This window comes from Pseudomonas sp. RIT-To-2 (assembly GCF_029623465.1).
GTDB lineage: Bacteria > Pseudomonadota > Gammaproteobacteria > Pseudomonadales > Pseudomonadaceae > Aquipseudomonas > Aquipseudomonas silvicola.
On sequence record NZ_JAPYKM010000015.1, the window covers coordinates 61015 to 84651 of the forward strand.

Here is a 23637-nt window from a genome sequence, read left to right on the forward strand (position 1 = left end):
GGTCGTGTCTACTTGTCGTGTCTACTTGATGAATGTCTCCGACACGGCCGGAAGTACGAGCGCTACTGGGTTCGTTCAATAGCGTCGGTGCTCATAGGGCAATCCTGTAACGTCGGCCCACTCCAAGCGACGCATAGGCTTCACAAGAGCCGATACTCAACAGTGCCGCGGGCTTACCGGCCCGCCGTGCACTGGAATGCTTTGATTCACGAAAGTCGAAGCTGTGGACAGTAGCTATACCACTGCAAGTACCTCGAGTATGCGCTGGAGCTTGGCCAACGATGCTCCAGAGAGACGCCCACTCACGTGGGCGTTTCCTTTCGCCAGTGTGATTGCTCAACTTCCCAGAGCAAATGGCTCATCACGCAACGGGTGCACCTGCGGCGTCAGGAGCTCAAAGGCAATCCCCGCAGCGTGTAGGGATCGTTTAGCTTCCTGGAGTTGCTCCCTGAACGCACCGCCGTCCTGCATGACGGCAAGTATCGCTTGGTCAGGCCGTACAATCAGCGCTAGTGCCACCAGTTTCTGAATATCCACTTCCCTCAAGCTGCGCCACGACGATTTCACCTCACAGAGGATGGCGCTGCCATCAACGATGGCGAGCAAGTCTGCTTCATGAGCAGGATTGACTTCATCCAATCGCGCTCCAAAACAGCTGGGGCCAACGTACATGAAGGATGACCGAGCCCTTCTCCGCAGCGCAGAAAGCACCCAGATCACTGACAGCACGCTCCGCGACCTGAGACTTTCAATGAGAAACTCGTTGGGGCGAAAGTGCCAGGGGATGTCCACCGGCAGCTCTGTATTCGCTTGGCAGACCTCACAGCTGAGGATGCCTGTTAACGCCTGAAAGTCCGTCCAGTTACGGTGCTGACAGCTTCGGCACGTCCAAGCAGTGCCTTGGAACAACATCCGGTGCTGCCGCATCATGGCTAGAGTCTCATTAATCGCATGCTGCTCGCGTTTATCCTCTTCACCGCGCTCCTGCTCGGTTAAATGCCGAAGCTGCTCAGCGTTCCTCGACCAGTACTCATCCCGATAGGATTTCCAGTTCTTCTGTAGCTGTTCAAGTGACAGGTGCATCTTGGGTGTCTTGATGGATTTGGCTGCTTTGACGATCAACTCCGCGAGGGCCCCACTTTCGTTTTCGGCTTGTAGATCAAATATCGGGTGCCCTCTCGCGTGCTTAACCAACCAGTTGGCTGTCCCTTGAATATCCGCATCGGCGAGATTCGGGGCACCGCCTAGGCTTGCAAAAATGTTTTGCAGGAAGGAATGCAGAAGCAGGCTCTCCGCGCCCTCAAGACCTCCAGTCATTCCGAGCACGCCAGTCAAATGAGGCGATTCGTTGGAGGGTCTCATCCAGGCAAATTTCGGGCTGGGAGAGGGTGGATCATTGGGTTTACGAGAGCGATAGCCGAAGCCCATGCAGAACGTTTGACTGATGGCGTGATCGATTGTCGGTACCGACACCGACTCAAGCACTTGGTCTCGGCCGGCAAATGCGCTCAGATCGCCATGACGGGATGTGCGCGGGGATAAGCCAACCTGACCCAAGTAGCGTTTTGAATAGGTCGGCCCAAACGCCTGCGAAACGCGCCAACGCTTGGGTAGCATCCACCTGCCGGTATCACCGAATCGAAGTGAGTCCCGGCTGTATTCCAAGCTTAAATCCAATGCCCAGAGTCCTAGCGTGAATAGCTGCGCACTCGGTGCATCGTCCAGGTGCTCAGGCTGGAGTGCCGGCGGCCGCGCTGTTGGCGGCACCCATCTGAACTCTTTGCCCTGTTTCGCTTTGAATAGGCCCTCTGCGGCCTGGGTCAGGTCTTGAGCTTGCTTCAGTGACTGGTAATGCGGGATGACATGCCCGCCTGGGACGACCTCGGTACGACCTGTTGCACTCCACACCTTGGCGCCGCGAAGCAATGCAACAACCTGATTGAGTTCGTCCTGAGAGTGAGACGCTGACCGTACATAGAGGTTGGCCTGCCCACCATTTCCATCAGTAACATGGTTGTGGGTATTCAACAGGTGCACGAGATGGCTCAAGGCATCCGCGTCTGACAACATATCCAGGGTTATCCTGAAGCAGCAAAGGTCAGCATCGAGCCAACTAGGTGTCAAAAGGCGGGCATTCCAGAACATCAGCCGGTCTTCAAAGGAGTCACCCAGCACCAGGTTGAAACCTGTGCTCCACCTCTGGTCGCGGACTTCAAAGCGAGGCGCGTAGATGGCCGACAGGATGCTCATGGTTGTCGCTCGACGATTGGAACACTCCCTCAAAGCCGCCATGCCGGAAGGGATGCGTTCGATGTCCCGCGGCACCGCGTAGTCTTTCCTTTCAAAGTCCTCATCGGAAACAATTGTTAGCAAGCTGGCGATGGATCTTGCATCGTTGGGGTACATCGCTGTAACAGCGCTCGCGTGGTAGGTGCCAAAATTATCCCCAACGAAGCGACAAGGATCGCCAATGCGCCAGGTATCGATAACTTTTAGCCTGGCGCCCCCTGTCGAGGGACTATGACGTCCTAGTCGAAAAATCGTCGACATCGCAGACAATGCAGAAAATGGATAGGTCGGTCTAAATGATCTCAAACCGATATTTTGAGCGTCTCGAAGCCGATGAAGCAGGTAATTAGCTGGCGCCACGCGCTCATGAAGATCGAGGACTGACGTGTCGCTTAGCTCAACGTACGAGTAGACAACATCAGGGTCATATGACTCTAGCCAAGGCCAATAATCAGCCATAACCGCACCGTCGGCGCAGGGAATGATTAGGCTGAAGCGCCCGCCCCAGCGTGCGTAGCAGTCGGCGAATATCCCATCGAGCATGAGGTCGGCGTGTTCGCCTGGCTCCACCAAGTAGGCGATCCGAATAGGTCGTGTTCTTGCAAGCCCCGTCAGCTCTTCAATGATTTGAGGCATGCGACTCTCTCCGTTGTCACATCATATGTTCTGGGAAAGGAGGCAGAAGCGCGGTAAAGCCTGCTCCTAGCATCAGTAGCGAAGGAGCTTAGTTGAGTGATCGGGTTTAGGCCGCCAAGCATCGCTCCGTGCAGCGAGCCGAAAGGCTATTTAGAGAGCAATCAATTGGATGCTAGACCGAGGGTTTGTCATGACGTCTACTGACCGATTGCTAACGTGGAACCGTGGTTGGAGAGTTTTTCAGGGGACGGTGATGTGCCGGATCTGCAGGGCAGAGCAGGTGGAGACAGATCGGGGTAGTGACTTTGTGCATGCATCGGGGTGCCCAAGAGCGGAGCTTCGTTGCCAACCATGGCAGGAGCTTGATGAGATCACTGCGGCGCTGCGCCGGGATCAAGAATGAAAAAGGGGCCAAAAGGCCCCTTAGGATTTGCAGTTGCTGATTCCCTCAGGAGCAGCTCAAGGTCAATGCGACTGGTGAGGTTGAAGACCGTGATGGGTAAGAGAGCGGAACCCGACGGCAAAAACCAACAGCGCCAACCCAGAACATCCAAGCATCATTCCCGTCATCGCGTGAGCCGAGTGGCCGTCATAAAAGTGTCCAACCAGGAAGCTTGAGAGAGCTCCACCGGCCATTTGGATGGCACGAAGCAATGCCGCCCCCGAGCCGGCAATATGCCCCAGGTCTTCCAGGGAGGTGTGAGTGGTGTTGGGCATCACCAGTCCGGTGCAAATGTTGCTCAAGACGACCAGGCTGGCCAAGCCTACAAGCGGCGCCTGTACCAGCGACGAGAAAAGTACCAAACCTACGCTGCAGCCCAGACTCACCAGAAGGCTTAATCCGATGACCCGGACTTCACTCCAGCCAGCGTGAACCAGACGATTGTTAAGCCAAGAGCCCAGCAGTGTGCCCAAGGCCGTTACCGCAAATAGCACAGCAAACCCTTTGCTGCTCATGCCGAGACCTTCCATGAAGACCAGGGGGGAGGCGGTGATGTACGCAAACATCCCGGCAAAATTCAGAGCCAAGATGAGCGCGGATATTACGAAACGCTTGTTGCGCAAGACTTGGCGGTAGGTCGATACCAACGGTTGATGGCGACGCGCCTCAATCGGGTGAGACTCCTTCAGCGACAGTTTTGCACTGCCCAACAGGATGATACCTGCCAGCCCTAGCGCACCGTAAATCGCCCGCCAATCACTGAGGGCCAGGATTCCTGCGCCGATCAGGGGAGCGAGCAGTGGGGCGACGTTGTTGATGGCTACAAGCGTGCTTTGTAGCGAACGTCCCTCTTTGCCAGAAAATGCATCGCGCACAATCGCAATTGGCATGGCAGCAGCCGCACCTGCAGCGGCTCCCTGCACCAGTCGGCTGACGAGTAGTACGGGCATCGATGGGGAGAATGCACAGACCAGGCCCGCCAGGGTGAAGAGGGCAAGGCCACTAAACAGAATTGGGCGCCGCCCGATCCGGTCGGACATAGGGCCAAAAAGAAGTGGGCCCAATACAAATCCCAGGATGAACAAGCTAATGGATTGAGCGGCCGCCGAGGAAGTGCTCTCCAGCGCCTGACCGACCTGACTTATGGCAGGAAGGGCCATATCGATGGATAAAGGGGGCAGGGCTGTGCAGGCCCCCAAAAGGAGTATGTAACGCCATGGAGCGTGATTGGCTGTCATGATGAGGGCCTGTAGGCGGGAATTAGTGCAAGCATTGGGCGAGCAGCATTTCTGATCGCTCGTAGATTTCTTCGTCGATTGCGTCCCGAACGTCCAGCAAGGGCAGGCCCTCGTATGGAGGTAGCAGCGAAATACCATAGGCCTCGATATGTTTGATCGACTTGGCGCCAACGCCGATCAGTCTGTAGGCCCAGCAATAGTGCGAATGACAAGGCATGAACCTGATCTTGCGGGCTTCAAGTTGTTGCTTGAGCAAATCAGCATCAACGATGACAACCTTCGCCGCCATGACCTCGTTGACGACGCGTTCAAGGCGCGCCCAGATGGCTTCTTGTTGAGACTTGTTGTAACTGTTCCACTCAACGATTTCGTCGTGATAGCGGTTGCAGCCTCGACACACTCGGTCGCCATAGACGGTCGAACAGCGCCCAATGCAAGGCGTGTTGATTACTAGGTTTCGCATGGGTGAATCTCAGTAGAGGGCGCAGCGTGCTGCCGTCTGGCGGTTTCCTCGCTCCACGGGCTGCGACACCGTGGGAAACGCCTATCATGATAAACAATCGGATCAATCAATATTAAATCAGAAAAATTGGTAAAAAATATCTGTTAAATCGATTTTTTGAAGTCAAGCAGTGGAGTACCCGTGCGCTGGCAGGTTAACCGCCTACGCTCCTGCAGGATCTATCGAATTATCAGATGCTACCGACCGCATTTTTTGACTACTCCACAGTGAAAGCCGAGTCGGATAATTGCGATCAATTGTCATCCACGACAATTCTTCGAGGCGGGATCTTTGATCTACCTGGCGTGCAACGTCACGCGCTGTAGTGCCTCGCTTTATTCAACTTACGCAAGGATGCGCGTCGAAGGGACGGCTTGCGTTCGCCATGCCGGTACGATGTGCTTCGTTCGACTCACTAAAGATGACATAACCATGAGCCACGACCAAATCATTGAGCAATTGATTCGCAACTTGGAAAACGAGCGTTACGACGCCATTCTCGAGGGGGATTTCGACAAATTCGCCGCCATGGCTCACCCGGACTTGGTCTACACCCACTCCAATGGAGTCGTAGACACGTTAGACAGTTATCTGACCAAGTGCCGTGACGGTTACTACGTCTACCACGAGCTGGAGCATCCGATTGATGAAATCCGGATCGTGGGTGACGTTGCCCTTGTGTTCGGTGAGATGAATGGCAGCATCACCTCAGGTGGTGTCGGCAAAGCGCTGAAGAACAAGTGCCTGGCCGTATGGGTCAGGGAGTTTGGGCACTGGAAGCTCAGCGCATACCAGCCCACCCCCTTCAAATAATGCCAATTTTTCCGGCGATGCAGGCGCCGGCCTTCCTAAAACTGGGAAGCATCCCCTTACTTTACTTCGGCGCGGAGCTTGCCTCGCCCAGGCGCTTGGACAAGTACTCAATCAACACGCGCACCCGTTGTGGCATGTAGCGAGTACTCGGCAGCACGGAATAGATACCTAGTGGAGTCGGCTCGAACCCCTCAAGAATGACCTGCAGCTGGCCCGATTCGATGTAGTCCTCCAGGATAAAGTCAGGCTGCACTGTGATTCCAAGTCCATTGATTGCGGCATGAGCAAGCGCATCGCCATTGTTCGCTTGCAATCGGAAAGGCGGGTAGAACGATTCCCCCTCGCCGTTGACTGAGTACGTCCATGGCCGGTTGTTCACCTGTGGCGAATATCCAAGACAAGCATGACGAATGAGCTCGCCCGGGTGCTCAGGGGTTCCATGCTCCTCAAGGTAGGCGGGCGATGCCGCGGTGATTAATCGGCATTCGCCCAGCTTGCGTACGATCGCACCGGGATCTAGCAGGTTCGTGATCCGTATCGAAAGGTCAATGCCTTCCTCGGCAAGGTTCAACGTGCGATCGCTGAAATCCAGAGCCAATTTGATTTCGGGATAGAGGTGACAGAAGTCATTCAAGACCGGAACCAATCGCCGCAATCCAAAACTCAGCGGCAGGCTGATTCTCAAGCGCCCCCGCGGGGTGCTGCGCTCGGCCATCAGACCGGATTCTGCTTCTTCAAGCAATCCCAGGATCTCTCGACATTTCTCAAGGTACACATGTCCTGCAGACGTCAGGGACACGTGCCGAGTTGTGCGCACCATCAGCTTGACCCCCAGGTAGGTTTCAAGCGAGGCGATCTGACGGGTCACCATCGAGCGAGCAACGCCCAGCTGATTCGCTGCCGCCGAGAAACTGCCCAGTTCGGCCACCCTCACAAACATGTTCATTGCATCGATGCGATTCATTGTTGACCTTTTGGTGAACAGACATTTCTATATTGTCTACTTTTTCGCATCAATGTAAATCGTTAAAGTGCACCCCATCGACAGATGTAATGACTCGTACCACAGGGAACGATGACCGTGAGCCGCCAATACACTAAAACCGCAAAAACGCTGCACTGGACAATCGCAATCCTGATTTTTGGGCTGCTTGGCCTGGGCTTCTACATGCATAGCCTCCCTATTTCGCCAGCCAAGTTGAAGTACTACTCCTGGCACAAATGGGCAGGTGTGACAACGTTCCTGTTGGCAGTTATTCGCCTGTTGTGGCGCTCCGGACATGCAGCACCGGCATTGCCTGAAAGCATGCCATCGGCGCATCGACTGGCCGCCCACGTAGGACACTTCGTGCTCTACGTACTGATGTTCGCAATCCCGCTGTCTGGTTGGGTGATGAGTTCGGCAAAAGGGTTCCAAACCGTTTGGTTTGGCGTTTTACCACTGCCGAATCTGGTGGGACGCGACAAAGCGCTGGGTGACCTGCTGTTGAACGTCCACCTCGCTCTGAATATCACCCTGATTGTTGTTTTGCTGGGCCACGTTGCTGCAGCACTGAAACACCACTTTATTGATCGCGACGACATCCTGACTCGGATGCTTCCACGCCTGACTACCCGTCATTGAGAGAGAACAACACCATGAAATCGCTTGCCCTTGCAATCGCCCTGCTGACAGCGGGCACCAGTTCGGCTTTCGCTGCCGAATACACTGAACTCCAAGCTGACAAAAGCAACGTAGCGTTTACCTATCAGCAAATGGGCGTCTCCATGGACGGCCATTTCAAGAAAATGTCCGGTCAAGTGAGCTTCGACCCGGCTCACCCGGAAAGCGCCAAGGCATCGCTGGACATTGACCTGGCCAGCGTGGATACCGGCTCGCCGGAGAATGATGACGAAGTTGTTGGCAAGTCCTGGTTCAACACTGCGTCGTTCCCGAAAGGCCATTTCGAGCTGACCAGCTTGACGCCCAAGGGCGGTAACAAATACGACGTCGCCGGCAAGCTGAGCATCAAAGGCATCAGCAAAGACGTAGTGGCTCCTGCCACGTTCACCGAGCAAGGCAACACCGGTGTCTTTGAGGGCACCTTCGTGCTCAAGCGCGGCGATTACTCGATCGGCGAAGGTGAATGGTCGTCTTTCGACGTCGTTGCTAACGAGATCAACATCAAAGTACGCATTACTGCAACCACCAAGTAAACATCAGCCAACCCTGATTTTCTTATAGCATCCGAGGAGTTACCTACATGAAAGCCCTGACCAAACTGACCGCCGCTCTGCTGATCGCCGGTGCCGCTACCGTTTCCGCGACCTCCGCCATGGCCGCTCCGGAAACCTTCGTCATCGACAACTCGCACACCTTCGAGCGCTTCTCGTACAGCCACTTCGGCATGTCGACTCAGCTGAGCAAGTTCAACAAAACCACCGGTACTGTCATCGTTGATAACGCTGCCAAGACCGCTAAGGTCGACATCACCATCGACACCACTTCGGTCGACACTGGTTTTGAAGTATTCAACGGCCACATCCAGGGCCCTGACTTCCTCGATACCGCTAAATTCCCAACTGCCACCTTCAAGGGTGACAAGGTTCACTTCAAAGGTGACACCCCGATTTCGATCGATGGTCAGCTGACCATCAAAGGCGTGACCAAGCCAGTGACCCTGAAGATCACCCACTACGTCGCTATGCAGCACCCAATGCTGAAGAAAGACGCTATCGGTGCTGACGCTGAAGTGGTCATCAAGCGTAGCGACTTCGGCGCCAGCAAATACGTCCCATACGTTGGCGATGACGTCACCATCACCGTTTCCCTGGAAGCGGTTGCCAAGTAAGGCATTTTTCGATGCTTTCGCGTACTCCTCCAGCCAGGGGTACGCTTCGCGCCAGCTAGACTCGCTCTAGCTGGCGTTGCCGTATCTATAACAATAACGAAATCGGAGGTGCCTTATGGATCGCCTACTGAGCATCGAGGCGTTCGTCCGGGTTGCTGAGACCGGCAATTTCGCTCGCGCTGCAGAGCAATTGGGTGTCACTCGCTCAGTGATCAGCCATCGTATTCAGCAACTGGAAACGTTCATCAATGCCCCCTTGTTTCACCGTAGTACCCGGCATGTACGCCTTTCGGAAATAGGGGAAACCTACTATCGCGAATGCGCCGATATGGTCGCCGGTTTCAATTCGCTGACCGAGCAAATGCGCGATCTGCGCGCCAAACCCGTGGGTAAGCTGCGTGTCCAGATGCTCCCTGGGTTTGCCATTCACCATTTCGGTCGTCTGTTAGCCGAGTTCACTGAGCTCTACCCCGATATTGAAGTGGACGTGATCGTCAATGATCGCGTGGTCGACCCCATCGAAGAGGGTTTCGACATAGCCTTCCAGATGTTTGCCCCTCAAGCAGAAGCGTTGATCGAGCGTAAATTGTTCAGTGTCCGGAGGCTGTTCATGGCGACGCCGGATTATTTGGCCAGGCACCCGACACCCCGTACGCCCGAAGACCTCCTTAACCACCGTATCGCGCTCTACGAGGGGTATCCCACGCGCAATCGCTGGCATTTCCACCACGGTACCGAAATCATCGAACTGAGCCTGCCAGGCCATATCCGTTCAAATTCCGTCCACTTGCTGCGTGACTTCGCCCTGACAGGGAATGCCCTGGTTTGCCTACCGACACTGGTAGCCAGTGACGACCTGCAAAGTGGAAAACTGGTGCCCTTACTCACCGAGTACCCGCTTTCAGCCTTTAGTTTTTCTGCCGTGTTTCCTGCCACGCAGCGCGGGGCGCTTAAGGTGCGGAGCCTGATCGACTTTCTCGTGAATCGTCTTACAGACGTGCCAGACTGGGATCGCCCGCTGCTCGAAAAAGGCTGGATTCGCTAAGCCATCAGTAGCGATTGAGGTGATCAGCCCCCTCTATATCGTGCTATCTGGTTTGTTCGTGTTCTGCAAACACTGAGGTCGGTGCTTGTGGGATTGTTGCGAGGGCCTTACGCACTTACCTTGTAACCAACGACTACAACAACAAAGGTATACCGACATGAGTGCCGCATTCCGTACTGTCTTCGGTTCCCTGGCGAATTATCGTAAGGGCACCATCGAGCTGGTGAAAGGCCAGGCCAGCCACTATGCGTTTTCGAACATATTCGAAGTCGCCGACAAATCTCAGCCGTACGAGAAAGTCGTGGTTGGCTTGAACCTCGGATATGTCATCGAAGTGTTGCGTGCAGAAGGGCGGTCGCCCTGGTACCACTGTGCTCACGACGAATTCGCCATCTGCATGGATGGTGAAGTTCGCATCGACTTCCTGAAGCTTGACCAGCCCCTCAAAGAAGGCGAGGGCACCCAACTCGCCGGCGAACAACCCAAGGGTCGCCCGATGGGTTATGTGATCTTGCGCCGCGGCCATCAGGCGCTGCTGCCTGCCGGCTGTTCGTACCGTTTTGAAAGTCCCCGTCCTGGCGTGCTGCTGCAGCAGACCATCCAAGGCCCGTTGTCCGTCGAGAAATGGGCTGAGATTTGCATCAAGTAAGCATCCCGACCTGAACAAGAATAAGGAGACCTTTTTAATGGCCATGCTCGAAACTGCTGAATTGCCCCCTATCGTTCCCTTTGATGATGTCGAAGCCAGCGCACCTCATGAGGTGACTGGGTATCGCGCCTTCACCCTGGGTGCGTTCCAGATTTCCCGCGACGAGTACTTCGCGCGCATTGAGTGGCCTGCCAAAGGGCAGACACGCTCGCACCTGATTCCTGCCGATGCCTTCTTGCGTGCGCTGATGCGCGACGTTGCATGGGGCTTCTTCTACGGCTGGGTCAACTTCGACTCCGTGATCGGCACCCACAACCACTACGGCAAGGTGGACATGTACGCGGGCACCTTCAACGGTGTACTGCGTGAAGCAGGGGTGGATTACATCGAACAGTTTGAAACGCCAAAAATCATGGCAACGTTCAAGGCTATCCTGCGCGACTGGACAAACGAAGGTTTCGACCCGTTCGCCGCTCCCGAGGAGACGGGCTCTGCGTTTGGCCGCAAACATGGTGACAACCTGGAAGCGATCGAACGATTCCGCATCGCGACCAAAAGAATGCCTGGTCTTCCAGACGACTCGCCACTACGCAATGACCTTCCAGTAAACCGGCAATTTGCAGACGTTCCCCAGGATGAGCCGGAAGTGCATGTGGCTGATGGTTTCGAGGGCGAACTGCATGCCATCAACCTGTTCAAATACCTGTCGCGATCGGACGTTACCTGGAACCCATCGGTCAGCTCGGTGTGCAAGGCAAGCTTGTTCTGCCCTACCACCGAAGAATTCATCCTTCCAGTCTTCCATGGCAATGACCGTGTCGAATGGTTCTTGCAGATGTCGGATGAAATCATTTGGGACGTCGGCGATAAGGACGATGGTACGCCTCGCGCTCGGCTGACCATGCGTGCAGGTGATATCGCGGCGATGCCGGCGGACATTCGCCACCAAGGCTACTCCACGAAGCGCTCCATGCTCTTGGTGTGGGAAAACGCCACTCCGAACCTGCCACAGCGCTACGAAAGCGGCGAACTCAAGCCGTATCCAGTGGATTTCTAAGCCTCGCGCCGCGGCGCCAGCACTAACTTCTGTATTTAAACTCACGCCGCCTTTCCGAGGCGGTGTAGGGAGACGTTCGTCATGCAAAATCAACTCTTCATCAACGGTCAGTTCGTCCCGGCACTCAAGGGCGGTCAGATCGAAGTGTTGTCCCCCAACGATGGCTCGCTGATTACCTGCATCTCGGCTGCAGAAGCCGAGGACGTGGATGTGGCCGTTGCTGCCGCCAAAAAGGCCTTCCCTGCCTGGTCTGCCCTGTCAGGCGCAGACCGCGGCCGACTTCTGCTCAAGCTTGCCGATGCCATTGAGGCCAATGCCGAAGAGCTGGCGCAGCTCGAGTCTCTGGATACCGGTCACCCGATTCGTGATTCTCGGAACCTCGACGTGCCGCGCACTGCCGCGTGCTTTCGCTACTTCGGTGGTATCGCCGACAAAATCGAAGGTTCGGTTATTCCAGTGGAAGCGGGCTTCCTGAACTATGTGCAGCGCAAGCCGATTGGCGTGGTAGGGCAAATTGTGCCTTGGAATTTCCCGCTGATGTTCACCAGCTGGAAAATGGGGCCTGCATTGGCCGCCGGGAATACCGTGGTCATCAAGCCGTCCGAAATCACACCTTTGTCGACACTGCGAATTGCTGAGCTGATGAAGGAAGTCGGCTTCCCCGATGGCGTGGTGAACGTGGTGCCCGGCTATGGCAACACGGCTGGCCAGCGCCTGGCTGACCACCCGGATGTGGGCAAGATTTGTTTTACCGGCTCTACCGCGACTGGCCGGCGCATTGTCGAAGCCTCGAAAGGAAATCTTAAGCGCGTACAGCTGGAGCTGGGAGGTAAGGGCGCTAACATCGTCTTCGAAGACGCCAACATTGATGCCGCCGTGAACGGCGCTGCCTGGGCGATTTTCCATAACCAGGGCCAAGCCTGCATCGCAGGGTCGCGCTTGGTGCTGCACGAAAGCATTGCGGATCAGTTCCTGGAGAAGTTCACGAAGCTGGCTGAGTCCATTCGTCTGGGTAACCCGCTCGATCCCGACACCGAGATGGGCCCACTGACCTCAGCGCTGCACCGCGATCGTGTATTGTCGTACGTGGCGATCGCGAAAGAGCAGGGCGGTCGCATCATCACCGGTGGCAAGGCGCCTACAGCCCCAGGGCTTGCCGATGGTTATTACGTCGAGCCAACTATCGTCGAAGCACAGCCTCATCACCGGGTTGCCCAGGAGGAAGTGTTTGGGCCATTCGTGACCGTGTTGCGCTTCTCTACTGATGAACAGGCACTCGAGATTGCGAATGGTACCGAGTATGGGCTGGGCAGTGGGCTGTGGACGCGCGACCTGCAACGCGCGCATGGCATGGCCTCCAAAATCCGGGCTGGCATGTGCTGGATCAACTGCTACAAACGGGTAAGCCCGGGTAGCCCTTTCGGTGGGGTAGGTCAATCCGGCTACGGCCGTGAGATGGGCTTCGAGGCGATCCATGACTACACCGAGGCGCACTCGGTATGGGTGAACGTCGACGCCCAGATTCCCCCGCACTTCAAACGCTGAGGTACGCCATGAAATCGTTTGTCTATCAGGGTACCCCCAGCAGGGTCGTGTTCGGTACCGATACACTGGCAAAGCTTGAGGAGGAAATCGACCTGCTCGGTGCACGCCGTGCGCTGATTCTGACCACCCCAGAGCAGCAGGCATTGGGAGAGCGGGTTGCCCACTTACTCGGTGCTCGCAGCGCAGGCGCCTATCCAAATGCCGTGATGCACGTGCCTCTGGAGGTAGCACAGGCTGCTCGTGAAGAGGCGTCCCGTCTGGGTGCAGACTGCTGCGTTGCCATCGGTGGGGGTTCGACCATAGGCCTTGGCAAAGCAATCGCGCTGGACTCCGGCCTACCTATCCTGGCGATCCCAACCACCTACGCGGGCTCGGAAATGACCCCCATCTGGGGGCTGACTGAAAACCGTCTGAAAAAAACCGGGCGCGATATCTGCGTCCTGCCAAAAACCGTGATCTACGATCCGCGGCTGACCTATAGCCTTCCGGCAGAGATCTCGGCTTGCTCCGGAATGAACGCTATGGCCCATGCCGTGGAGGCACTGTACGCGCAGGACGCTAACCCCATCGTCAGTTTGATGGCAGAGGAATCCATCCGCGCATTGGCGCAGTCGCTCCCGGCAATTGTGGTCAATCCTTCAGACGAAAAAGCACGGGAAGAAGCGCAGTACGGCGCATGGCTTGCCGGTATTTGCCTGGGTTCCGTGGGTATGGCGATCCATCACAAGCTGTGCCATACCCTTGGCGGCACGTTTAACCTGCCCCATGCCCAGGCGCACGCGATCGTTCTTCCCCATGCGGCGCATTACAACCGCGTCGCTGCAGGGGAGCCGCTCACACGCGCCGCGAAAGCATTGGGTGGTGAGAGTGCTGAGGACATTGGCAGCCTGTTATTTGCTTTGAACAAGCGACTGGGAATTCCGTTGGCGCTAGAAGCGATTGGTTTCCCAGCCGATGGCCCCGCGCAAGCAGCTCGCATTGCCTGCGCAAGCCCGTACTACAACCCACGGCCATTTGAGCAAGAGCCGATTGAGACCCTCCTTGAGCGAGCCCGCCAAGGCCTGCTCCCAGCCTGAATGTGCGAGAGCTAGTCCTGGTCGGAAACACGACCAGGTCTTAGCTGCACGCAGAGCGAGAACAATAATGACAACACGCCAAGCTGAATCCCTCATCACGGCTAAAGCCATCGCCAGTTTTGAGGCAACCCCTGACGAACGCCTCCGCCATATCGTTCAGGCACTTGTTCGCCACCTCCACGCGTTTGCTCAGGAAGTCGAGCTCACTGAGCAGGAATGGTTTGAAGGTATTCGCTTCCTTACGGCCACCGGCCAGAAATGCGATGGGCTGGTTCGCCAGGAATTCATCCTGCTTTCTGATGTAACAGGCTTGTCGATGCTGGTTGATGCCATCAACCACCGCGCTGGTGGAGGAGCCACAGAAAGTACCGTGTTTGGGCCTTTCTACATTGAAGGTATGCCTGAACGTGGCTATGGAGAAAACATGGCGTACACGTCCGGACAACCCGCCTTGATAACGGGGCGAGTGCTCGACTGCCAAGGTCAACCCATCTCCCATGCTGTGCTCGATATTTGGCAAACCGCAGCCAATGGCATGTATTCGGGACAGGATGTCGACCAGCCTATCGGCAACCTCCGCGGACGCTATCGCACAGATGCACAAGGGCGTTACGCCATCCGTACCATCTTGCCAGTCAGCTATTCGATTCCCACGGATGGGCCGGTTGGGCAACTGTTGGATGCCACTGGCCGACACCCTTGGCGGCCGGCGCATTTGCATTTCATGATAAAGGCCGAGGGCTACCGTACCTTGGTGACTCACCTGTTCAATGACGGTGATCCGTATTTGGATTCGGACGCGGTGTTCGGCGTGAAAGACTCGCTACGCGTTGCATACAAGCCTTACGAGGCCGATCATCCGCTGACCGCGGAACTGGATATGGCGACAGGGTTCCAGCACGCCCGTTATGACTTTGTGCTGGAGCAGGCACCATCATGAATCAATATTTTGCGGTGTTTGCTACTGATAAAGCGGAACAACTGGTGATGCGCGAACAGATCAGGCCCGCGCATCGCGAGCACCTGCGTAACCCCGAACCACACCGTGTGGTGGTGAGACTGGGAGGGCCAACTCTGGATGATACGGACGGACGCATGAACGGTACGTTGCTGGTCGTGGAGGCGGCGTCGAGGGTAGAAGTCGAAGCATTCCTGGCGGACGATCCCTACGTCAAAGCAGGCATCTTTGAACGAATCGAAATCAGACCTTGGAGCTGGGGGCTGGGTAACCCGGAGCTGCGCCGATGATTAGGGACGTAAAGATACTTTGCTCACTAGAGGACATTCCCGACGGTGGCGCCAAAGCCCTGGACGTTGAAATCGCAGGCGTGCGCCAGGCACTGGTCGCGGTCAGGCGAGGAGAGCAGGCCTGGGTCTATCGCAACTGTTGTCCCCACTTTTCAGTCCCGCTGGATTTTCACCCTGGCGAGTTCTGCACGTATCGCCAGCAGATTCTTATGTGTGCTCATCACAGCGCCATGTTTCGATTTGAGGACGGTGTGTGCGTTGACGGGCCATGCGCCGGCGCTCGTCTGGAAAGGATTTCGTGCCGCCAGGAGGGTAGCGGCATCGTTTTGGGGGACGGTTGACCCAGCGGTTCTGACCTCCTGTTGAGATTGAATAAAGAAAATTCTGGCATAATAACGCGCGTTTATTGGACGGCAGCCGTGCCATGCGCCGTCCTGTTGTGTCTTAGCCAGAGGAGCCTGCAATGCCCGTCCAGCGCACTAAAACAGTCGTCGCTACTCGACGTTTTCTCCACAACCTGATGTGTGATGAACGAGTGCCGCTTGACGTACGTGATCAAGCTTGCGCGCTGCTTAAACACTACCCTACGGCGCGTAATGTGCTGACGATCGCCAAGCGTGAGGCTTACCTGCAGAGCGCTGTAGGTATTAGTGATATCTTGTTTTCAGTGGGGGACAGCGCCGATGAACAGGCGCTCAATCGACTGGTCGAACAGGATGAGCAAATCGGTTCGAATTGACTGGAAGTACAGGTTATTGGCGTTGATACTCTCCGGCCGCGTTGTTTGATCTCGATGGTCGATTTAGCACGTTGCATGTCGAGCAGGTTCCGGCACTTCCCTAAATGCCCCTCGTGCACGTCGTGCGAGAGATAGAGCGAGGCATCACATGTGTGACGCTATTCCGTGCATATCCCGCTCGTCCCAAGCAAGCCAATATCTTGGGATCACATCTCCCTCTCACAGCCCTCTAATAAACAGAGCCTGCCCGTTGTTTTTGGTGCCTTCAAAGAACAGGAATCCTTTCCGTGTGGACCAGGATGCACGCGCTTGGTAAGCGTCCGGCCAAGTAACCTACCGAACTCCAGCATTAAGGGCGATGGTGTCCGCGTATTTTTAAGCGGACGCGATCACCCTTATCGCCAGGATATCCATGCGCCAACGAAGCTCTTACCTCAAACCATTCAAAGCCCAAGTCGTCCAGGAATGCCTGCAATCCGGAGCGACGATTTCCGGCGTAGCCATCCATCACGGCATCAACTCCAACGTGATCCGCAAGTGGCTATCGACTTACCGTGATCAATAGCCTGCAACCTTGCCGGCTTTCGTTCCAATAAAAACGGCACCAAGGCGAGCAGCAGAAGAGATGGTGATCATCTCGCTGCTTCTAGGCGATAAATCCATCACCGTAAAGTGGCCAGCCTCGGATCCGAACGGCTGCGCGTGTTTCATTCGTGGCCTGGCCCAATGATTCGCGTCGATGCTATCTGGCTCGCCACCAGCCCATGGACATGCGCGCCGGCACCGCGACGGCACTGGCACGAGTGGTCGCAGTGTTCGATGCGGCGAAGCCGCACTGCGCTTACCCCTTTGCCAACCGCGGGGCTAACCGCACACGGCAAAGGATCTTGAAATGGATCTATTTACGCTACCCAATAAGGGAGTTCTCAACGTGGTCGGGCGTATTCCCACCATCGAGAGCTCGGACTTTATGTTAATTTCGGGGGTTCACTTGCTTCATCACTGCATGGATTGGGTCGAGAACAAGCCGCAATGTGGTATTCAGTCGTGGGGGCTGCACTCGTCTCATCGGACGCCGATATTCCCCCAAAGCTACTTGCCGAGTGAGGGCACTTGCAACAGTGCCCTCGGGCGTCCGGCTAGACCATTTACAAGGCAACTTCTTACGTAGTGAAGCAAGCATGGCGGGGCAACCCGCTCGCCTAGTTAGATCGCTGCGGGGCGGAGCTTGCGCTGCAATGCGAACAGCTGCCATCCAAACCGATTCTGAATTGTCCCCCAGATGCCCTGAGGCATCCACAGCATCATGCCTACGGCTACAACCCCCAGCAGGATCATGTAAATAGGCCCGTACCCCGACAGCGCCCCACGGAGCAGGAAGTACACAAGCGTACCGATCAAGGGGCCTTCCAAAGTACCGATGCCGCCAATGATTACGATGAAGATGACCACCGCCGTCCAATCCTGGAGGTTAAATGCAGCATCTGGGGAAATCCTGAGCTTTTGGAGGAAAAGCAAAGCCCCGATGACGCCCGTAAAAGCTGCGACGCCTACGTAGATAGCCAATTTAATGCGGGACGTGTCCACGCCAAGGCTACCGGCTGCGGCTTCAGAATCACGTACCGCCGTGAGCGCCAGGCCTTGGCGAGACCTCAGGGTCATAAAAATGGCCATAATGGCTGCAACCGCCAAGCCAACAGCGACGTAGTAGATTAACAGTTCTCGATTGGGTCCCAGTTGCTTGACAACGCCCACGGGTAGGCTCTGTCCCGAACCGCCACCCAGAAAGGTGGCTTGAGCTAAACCTAGGCGAAACACCTCCGCGACCACCCAGGTACCAATAGCGAAGTATGCCCCCTTTAGACGGAACACTACGAAAGCTGTCGGGATCGCCAGGAGGCCAGCCAGGACGCCCGCCGAGATAAGAGCAATAAGAGGGCTGATCCCGAGCTTGGACGCCAGGATGAACAGCAGGTAGCCCCCCAGGCCCACAAACGCCTGCTGCCCCACTGAGACCAATCCGGCATAGCCCGCCAAGAGGTTCCACATCTGTGCCAGTGCCAGGTAGCAGGCGAATTCAACGACCAGTCTCAAACCCGATCGCTCGGCCCAGAGAGGTGCGCTCAGGAGCACGGCCAGGCACAACGCGAATATGAGCAGTCCGACTTTGCTGCTCACGCTGGCGCGCTGAACCACATACGCCGAGCCGTTCGATTCGACGCCGTCGTGGGTGAAAGATTTGCTCATGATATTCATCAGTCCACACTCCGAGGGAACAGCCCGCGGGGCCGCACAACGAGAATCAGCAGAAACACCAAGTGTCCTGCCAGGATTTGCCAACCTGGGTCGATCTGGGCGCCGATGGCCTGTGCCACGCCCAGAATCACACCGCCCGCCAGCGTGCCCCACAGGCTACCGAGGCCCCCGATGATTACGGCCTCGAACCCATAGAGGAGCCGGGCAGGGCCAACGGTTGGGTCAAAGCTGGTGCGTATTGAAAGGAATACCGCCGCAATGGAGACAACCGCCATGGCTAGCGCCATCGCGAGGCCAAAGACATGGGCATTGTTGATCCCCATTAGGCGTGCTGTTTGTTGGTCGTCAGAGGTAGCACGAAAAGCTCTACCCAGTGATGTCCTGTAGAACAGAAGCTGCAACCCCCCTATGACCATCAAGGCGCTGCAAAACACCATCAATGGCATCACGCCCAGACTGAAACCGGCAACATTGATGCTGGCTACCTCCAGATCCCCTTGGGACAGTTTCTGGCTGTCGGCGCTGAAGAACTGGAGCAACGTATTCTGGACAATGATCGATAAGCCGAATGTCACCAGCAACGGCGGGAGGATGTCCTGGCCTAGGGTGCGATTGAGCAGCAACCGCTGCAGAACGTAGCCAAATGCAAACATCACCGGTACGACGATTGCCAGGCTAGCCAGGGCCGAGAAGCCCAGATGGTTCACCACGAGCAGCGCAAGGTACGCCGCAAGTACGATGAAGTCTCCGTGGGCGATGTTGACCAGGCGCATGACCCCGAACATGAGGGAGAGCCCCACGGCGAACATCGCATAGAGACCACCCAGGAGGATACCTTGGAGCAAAGTATTGACCCATTCCATAACTACACCCCGAAATACGCTGCTTTGATATGAGCCATGTCGACTTCGCCTGGCCGACCTGTCAGTGATACACGTCCTTCCTGGAAGCAGTAGAAGCGATCGCTCACACTGAGGGCCTGATTGATGTCCTGCTCGACGAGGATCACGGTGGTGCCATCCGCCTTGATGGACGGAAGGGCTGCGTAGATATCCTTGATGGTTGTAGGCGCAAGCCCCAGGCTGATCTCGTCGCACAGCAACAACCGCGGGTTGGACATCAAGGCCCGACCTATCGCCACCATCTGTTGCTGCCCTCCAGAGAGCGCAGTCCCAGGACGCGATCGCATCTTTTCGAGGATGGGGAACAGCGAATAGATCCGCTCCAGCGTCCAATGCCCCTTCCTGTGGAGATAGGCCCCAATCTTCAGGTTTTCCTCCACGCTCAGTGATGGGAACAACCGTCGACCCTCTGGCACCAAGGCAATCCCTTGTTCCAGCACATGGTTGGCGGCTAGGGCGCCAATCGCGGTGCCGTTGAACGTGATGGCCTCATGACTATTCTTGATAAGGCCTGCCAGCGATCTCAGGAAAGTCGATTTGCCGGCGCCGTTGGAGCCGATGATCGCTACGGTTTCGCCTTCCTTCAGCTCAATCGAGATATCAAACAGCGCTTGGAAGTCGCCATAACTCGCGGTCAGCTTGTGGGTAGTCAGCATGTTGTACTCCCGATGCCCATGTAAATTTCCTGCACCTTAGGATCAGTCATGACTGCATTAGGATTACCCTCCGCAAGTTTGCGCCCAAAGTTGAGCACCATCAGCCGCCCGACTACCGCCAGCAGTGCATGGACGATGTGCTCAATCCAGATAATGGCGACCCCGCCTTTGTGAATGCCTTGAATGGTTTCCACTAATGCCAAACATTCCGGCTCTGTCAGGCCGCCAGCAATCTCGTCGAGCAACAAGAGCTTGGGTTGGATAGAGAGGGCGCGTGCCATTTCCAGCCGCTTGCGATCGAGCAATGTCAGTGTGCTGGCTTTGACATTCGCTTTTTTCATCAGGCCAGTGAGTGTCAGAATGTGGGCGCACCAGTCACGCGCGTCCTTGTCAGAGAGCTTTGCCCCAAACGCCGCCCCCACCAGCAGGTTTTCAAACACCGTCATTTTTACGAACGGGTGGGGAATCTGATGAGACCTGCCGATCCCGCTCTGACATCGTTTGAATACCGGCTCATGGGTCACTTCCCGACCTTGGAAGTGAATTTGCCCGCTGTCAGGGCCGACACCTCCGGCGATGAGGTTGAACAAGGTGCTCTTGCCGGCACCATTTGGGCCGATGATGCCTAGCGCTTCTCCCGCTTCGAGTTTGAGAGTCACGGCGTCAGTGACTTTGACCGAACCGTAACTTTTGTGCAGATCGTTGAGAACCAAAAGGGGCTGCATATCACACCTGCGCTGAGGCCTCGATGGGCCAAGACCGAGTTTCAGTAAGTGATCGCCTGCATTTCGCTGGCCGCGGGAATAGACGGAGCGGTCGCATTATTGGTGATGACCAGGTCGTACTTGCCTGTCGGTTGCAGCCGCCACTGACCGCCCACCAAGGGTGTTTTCGCCACGTTCTTGATGGGGCTGTCGCTCCAATTGATCGGCCCAACCACAGTGTTCAGGCGCGTCTTGAGCAGGGCGTCTCGCACAGCGTGCGCATTGCCTACCTCCTCGGTACGCTTGAGAATGTCCACGGCCAACTCGAAAAGCGCGTGCACAAAGCCCAGCGGCTGTGTCCATTGTTTACCGGTAGTTTCGGTGAAACTTTGAGCAAGCTGCCCGGCGGAACGTCCTGTCAGCGAGGATGAGAACGGGTGAGCAGGACTCCACCAGACCTCAGTCGACAGGTTATGACCTGCCTTGCCAAGGGTTTCCACTGCCGTGGGGAACAACAATGCCTTGCCGACCGAAACCACTTTGGGTTGGAAACCTTGCTGGCGGGCTTGAGTCCAGAAGGTCGTCAGGTCAGGCGGGATAACAACACCAGTGACGATCTGTGTATCGGCCTTTTTGAATGCGGAAATTTGCGCAGAAAAATCATCGGTCATGCTCTGGAATCGCCCTGGATCGACCAACTTGAAACCCTTTTGAGCGAGTACAGGTGGAAAGCCGAGCTTGCTGTCACCCCAGGCATTGCCGTCGCCATCGTTGGGGAACAGTCCGCCCACGCTTTTGTTGGTCTCCAATGCAGCCCACATGGCGGTATACGCACCGATGACATCCTCCAGCCCCCAGAAGAAGTGATACGTCCATTCAAAACCTTGGGTTGGATCGCCCCCCCGGGTAAAGAACCAAGGCTGCCAGGGCGCAACCGTGGAAATGCACGGGACTTCGTTGATTTCGCACTGATCAGAAACCGGGTTCGTGGTCTCTGGTGTGGAAGACACCAGCATCAGGTCGACCTTGTCAGAAAGGATCAGCTGACTTGCGACTTCCGCGGCGCGATTGGGGTTGGACTGGCTGTCCTTGACGATGACTTCCAACCGATACTGCTGACCGGCAACGTTGATCGAGCCTTTGAGCACTTGGGCCAGGGTGTCGAGAATGTACTTGTCTGCTGCGGCAAACGGGGCCAATGGCCCGGTTTGTGGACTGACGTAGCCGATCTTGATCACACGCTCCGCTGCCAGAAGCGGGCCCAACGGGAGGCTCGCCAAGGCCAGCGAGCCTGCCATTACGCCACCGGCACGCAGGATATCGCGCCTTGAGAGAGGGCAACTGAGCGGAATTTTATTGTTGTTATCTGTCATGGATCTGAACTCCAGTTGGTTCTGTAGCGCGGGGATTCGGGGCGGCTTGCTCCGGATACCCAGGCCGTTTCAATGCGCAGCAATGTGCTGTGCGCTGAGGGGGTTAGAAATAGACGGTCGCGTCCAGAGACATCACCAACTGGGCGTCGCGATCACCGTCTGCGTAGGCATCGCGTCCAGGGCCGCTGTGAATGTCGTAACGCAGTTCTGGCCTTACCCTGAGGTTGGGGGTGGCCATCCAGGACAGATTGGTGGTTACCGCATAGAAGCTTCCCCAGGTCGGATCAGGAATTCCTGTCTGAGGATCGATATTGGCCATGACCACGTGCGCCGGGGCGTCGGTGTAGAACCATTCCGCGCGGCTATTCCACATCACGGTGTCGGTCAGCCGGTGGTAAAAGTTGAAGTCCGCTCCGTACCAGGTGGCGTCCGTCTTGTTGGCGAAAGCCGCGAAGGCTCCGTTCTTCTGGCGCCCATAGTTCATCTCAAGCGCAACACGATTAGCAGGATCAAGCACACGAGAGATGGTCAGGTAGCTCTCATAGCGTTGGTCAGTCTCGTCCTTGGTGCCGGAGGGGAAGGGAGAGCCACACGAACAACTGGCAATGCTGTCGCCTGCACCGTTGCCATAGATGTTTTCCCAGTCGACCCACGTGTTGAAGTCCGCGGAACGCCAACGCACGTTGGCGATAACATGTGGGGTGTGATTGGGGTTCTGGAGGTTGTTCCAGCCTTGGACGAGGCCCAACTCAAATCCGAGCATGCTCTCGCCCGGCGCAGAGGGAAGCTTGAACGAGTAAAGGGCACCTGCGTGCTTGGCCGGGCCGTGCATGAATGAGTACGTGTGCGAGTAGAAATCGGCCGGTGCTGGCGCTGGGAGCGGAAAGCCAATTTCATTCTCCAGCGGGGTATGAAATATCCCAAGCATCAAATTGGAGCCGCCCAGCACGGGTAAGTAAAAATCCAAATAGGCCTGCGCAATGGACACAGCCTCGTCTTCAGATTTGTTGTGCCGGTTGGCCCCCAGGTCTTCATCCCATCCATACGTCTTGAAGTAACGGGCGTCCTTACCGTACTGCGCCATGAGGTTGAATCCCCAATCGGCGCTCTGGGGCATTTCACCGGGGAAGGGGCCGACACGCCCAACGATGTTTGATTTAGGTGTTTTTTGAATGCCTAACGAAAACTGGTTGAGGTTGAAGCCTTCCTTGGTGTTCAGAAATGCTTGTTTGCTTACGTCGTGGGTCGAATTGTTGTTGTAAATCAGGCCCGCCTGGGCCCATCCGTAGAGCTTGATCCCGTAGTCATGCTCCAACTGGTCGCCCAGGACGCTACGGGAAAGTGAACCCAGTGGATCATCGGCCGCAGATACGGGTAATGAGAGAGAGGCGCCCGCCGCCAAAATAGGGGCGAACAGCGTTACCGCATTGATCAATGCTCGTGAGGACATACCCGCTTCCTTATTATTATTTGAGCTAGGTTTCTGAGGTAGGCAACCGCCGGGACATGGCGGATGGCTTGGAGATGAGGCTACTCGGGCTGCATTTGGCGAACAATTCCGCTTTGAGCGACCTCAGTGTTCGCGGTTTTCAGCCAATCAGAATGGAAGGGCGTTGCAAGGGCTGGATAACGCGCG

25 protein-coding genes are annotated in these 23637 nt (G+C 56.2%); 14 read left to right on the plus strand and 11 right to left on the minus strand.

The genetic code is table 11. The features are described from left to right. Positions 1 to 336: 336 nt before the first annotated feature. The 3 genes from QBK88_RS15425 to QBK88_RS15435 form a co-directional block, all read right to left on the minus strand. Positions 337 to 2925 carry a hypothetical protein gene (locus QBK88_RS15425; protein WP_277962694.1) on the minus strand — a complete coding sequence of 863 codons (2589 nt, stop codon included), beginning with the start codon at positions 2923 to 2925 and terminating at the stop codon, positions 337 to 339. Between the two features lie 465 nt (positions 2926 to 3390). Then, positions 3391 to 4605, minus strand: coding sequence for a multidrug effflux MFS transporter (locus QBK88_RS15430; RefSeq protein ID WP_277962695.1), 1215 nt, complete (start codon positions 4603 to 4605; stop codon positions 3391 to 3393). Positions 4606 to 4627: 22 nt separating this feature from the next. Beyond that, positions 4628 to 5068, minus strand: a complete 441-nt coding sequence (locus QBK88_RS15435) for a DUF1289 domain-containing protein (protein ID WP_277962696.1) — start codon at positions 5066 to 5068, stop codon at positions 4628 to 4630. 471 nt (positions 5069 to 5539) lie between these two features. Here QBK88_RS15435 and QBK88_RS15440 point away from each other — a divergent pair, with 471 nt between their 5' ends. Continuing rightward, on the plus strand, positions 5540 to 5920 hold the full coding sequence (locus tag QBK88_RS15440; protein ID WP_277962697.1) for a nuclear transport factor 2 family protein: 381 nt from the start codon (positions 5540 to 5542) through the stop codon (positions 5918 to 5920). A 61-nt stretch (positions 5921 to 5981) separates the two neighbouring features. On the opposite strand, the gene QBK88_RS15445 is transcribed toward QBK88_RS15440, so the two are convergent. Further along, complete coding sequence (locus tag QBK88_RS15445; RefSeq protein WP_277962698.1) at positions 5982 to 6884, minus strand: LysR family transcriptional regulator; 903 nt, start codon at positions 6882 to 6884, stop codon at positions 5982 to 5984. 111 nt (positions 6885 to 6995) lie between these two features. On the opposite strand from QBK88_RS15445, the gene QBK88_RS15450 reads away from it, so the two are divergent. From QBK88_RS15450 to QBK88_RS30905, 13 genes are all read left to right on the plus strand, one after another. Further along, the gene (locus QBK88_RS15450) at positions 6996 to 7544 is read left to right on the plus strand and encodes a cytochrome b (RefSeq protein WP_277962699.1); all 549 of its coding nucleotides are present in this window, start codon (positions 6996 to 6998) and stop codon (positions 7542 to 7544) included. 14 nt (positions 7545 to 7558) lie between these two features. Beyond that, entirely contained in the window at positions 7559 to 8116 is a 558-nt protein-coding gene (locus QBK88_RS15455; protein ID WP_277962700.1) for a YceI family protein, read from the plus strand. 47 nt (positions 8117 to 8163) lie between these two features. Then, a complete protein-coding gene (locus QBK88_RS15460; RefSeq protein ID WP_277962701.1) occupies positions 8164 to 8751 on the plus strand; it encodes a YceI family protein in 588 nt (195 codons plus the stop codon). A gap of 115 nt (positions 8752 to 8866) precedes the next feature. Continuing rightward, a complete protein-coding gene (locus tag QBK88_RS15465) occupies positions 8867 to 9796 on the plus strand; it encodes a LysR family transcriptional regulator (protein ID WP_277962702.1) in 930 nt (309 codons plus the stop codon). Positions 9797 to 9953: 157 nt separating this feature from the next. Beyond that, positions 9954 to 10445 (plus strand): hydroxyquinol 1,2-dioxygenase, encoded by a 492-nt coding sequence (locus QBK88_RS15470; protein ID WP_277962703.1) that lies wholly within the window; start codon positions 9954 to 9956, stop codon positions 10443 to 10445. Between the two features lie 37 nt (positions 10446 to 10482). Then, positions 10483 to 11502 (plus strand): hydroxyquinol 1,2-dioxygenase, encoded by a 1020-nt coding sequence (locus tag QBK88_RS15475; protein ID WP_277962704.1) that lies wholly within the window; start codon positions 10483 to 10485, stop codon positions 11500 to 11502. 81 nt (positions 11503 to 11583) lie between these two features. Then, entirely contained in the window at positions 11584 to 13047 is a 1464-nt protein-coding gene (locus QBK88_RS15480) for an aldehyde dehydrogenase family protein (protein ID WP_277962705.1), read from the plus strand. Between the two features lie 8 nt (positions 13048 to 13055). Continuing rightward, on the plus strand, positions 13056 to 14123 hold the full coding sequence (locus QBK88_RS15485) for a maleylacetate reductase (RefSeq protein ID WP_277962706.1): 1068 nt from the start codon (positions 13056 to 13058) through the stop codon (positions 14121 to 14123). A 67-nt stretch (positions 14124 to 14190) separates the two neighbouring features. Continuing rightward, on the plus strand, positions 14191 to 15063 hold the full coding sequence (locus tag QBK88_RS15490; protein WP_277962707.1) for an intradiol ring-cleavage dioxygenase: 873 nt from the start codon (positions 14191 to 14193) through the stop codon (positions 15061 to 15063). Beyond that, a complete protein-coding gene (locus QBK88_RS15495; protein WP_277962708.1) occupies positions 15060 to 15371 on the plus strand; it encodes a YciI family protein in 312 nt (103 codons plus the stop codon). Before QBK88_RS15490 ends, QBK88_RS15495 begins: the two co-directional genes overlap by 4 nt. Then, entirely contained in the window at positions 15368 to 15712 is a 345-nt protein-coding gene (locus QBK88_RS15500) for a Rieske 2Fe-2S domain-containing protein (protein WP_277962709.1), read from the plus strand. The genes QBK88_RS15495 and QBK88_RS15500 overlap by 4 nt, the downstream gene beginning before the upstream one ends. Positions 15713 to 15834: 122 nt before the next feature. After that, positions 15835 to 16110 (plus strand): BPSL0761 family protein, encoded by a 276-nt coding sequence (locus tag QBK88_RS15505; protein ID WP_277962710.1) that lies wholly within the window; start codon positions 15835 to 15837, stop codon positions 16108 to 16110. A gap of 412 nt (positions 16111 to 16522) precedes the next feature. Continuing rightward, positions 16523 to 16675: a transposase gene (locus tag QBK88_RS30905; protein ID WP_445764943.1), complete on the plus strand. Its 153-nt coding sequence runs from the start codon at positions 16523 to 16525 to the stop codon at positions 16673 to 16675. Here the strand turns inward: QBK88_RS30905 and QBK88_RS15510 are convergent. The 7 genes from QBK88_RS15510 to QBK88_RS15540 form a co-directional block, all read right to left on the minus strand. Beyond that, positions 16669 to 16821 (minus strand): hypothetical protein, encoded by a 153-nt coding sequence (locus tag QBK88_RS15510; protein ID WP_277962711.1) that lies wholly within the window; start codon positions 16819 to 16821, stop codon positions 16669 to 16671. The genes QBK88_RS30905 and QBK88_RS15510 overlap by 7 nt on opposite strands. A gap of 495 nt (positions 16822 to 17316) precedes the next feature. Continuing rightward, positions 17317 to 18357, minus strand: a complete 1041-nt coding sequence (locus QBK88_RS15515; RefSeq protein ID WP_445764945.1) for a branched-chain amino acid ABC transporter permease — start codon at positions 18355 to 18357, stop codon at positions 17317 to 17319. An 8-nt stretch (positions 18358 to 18365) separates the two neighbouring features. Then, positions 18366 to 19229: a branched-chain amino acid ABC transporter permease gene (locus tag QBK88_RS15520; protein WP_277962713.1), complete on the minus strand. Its 864-nt coding sequence runs from the start codon at positions 19227 to 19229 to the stop codon at positions 18366 to 18368. A 2-nt stretch (positions 19230 to 19231) separates the two neighbouring features. Beyond that, positions 19232 to 19924 carry a branched-chain amino acid ABC transporter ATP-binding protein gene (locus QBK88_RS15525; protein ID WP_277962714.1) on the minus strand — a complete coding sequence of 231 codons (693 nt, stop codon included), beginning with the start codon at positions 19922 to 19924 and terminating at the stop codon, positions 19232 to 19234. Next, a complete protein-coding gene (locus QBK88_RS15530) occupies positions 19918 to 20649 on the minus strand; it encodes an ABC transporter ATP-binding protein (RefSeq protein WP_277962715.1) in 732 nt (243 codons plus the stop codon). Before QBK88_RS15530 ends, QBK88_RS15525 begins: the two co-directional genes overlap by 7 nt. A 41-nt stretch (positions 20650 to 20690) precedes the next feature. Further along, a complete protein-coding gene (locus QBK88_RS15535; RefSeq protein ID WP_277962716.1) occupies positions 20691 to 22001 on the minus strand; it encodes an ABC transporter substrate-binding protein in 1311 nt (436 codons plus the stop codon). A gap of 103 nt (positions 22002 to 22104) precedes the next feature. Then, on the minus strand, positions 22105 to 23451 hold the full coding sequence (locus QBK88_RS15540) for an outer membrane beta-barrel protein (RefSeq protein ID WP_277962717.1): 1347 nt from the start codon (positions 23449 to 23451) through the stop codon (positions 22105 to 22107). Positions 23452 to 23637: the final 186 nt, after the last annotated feature.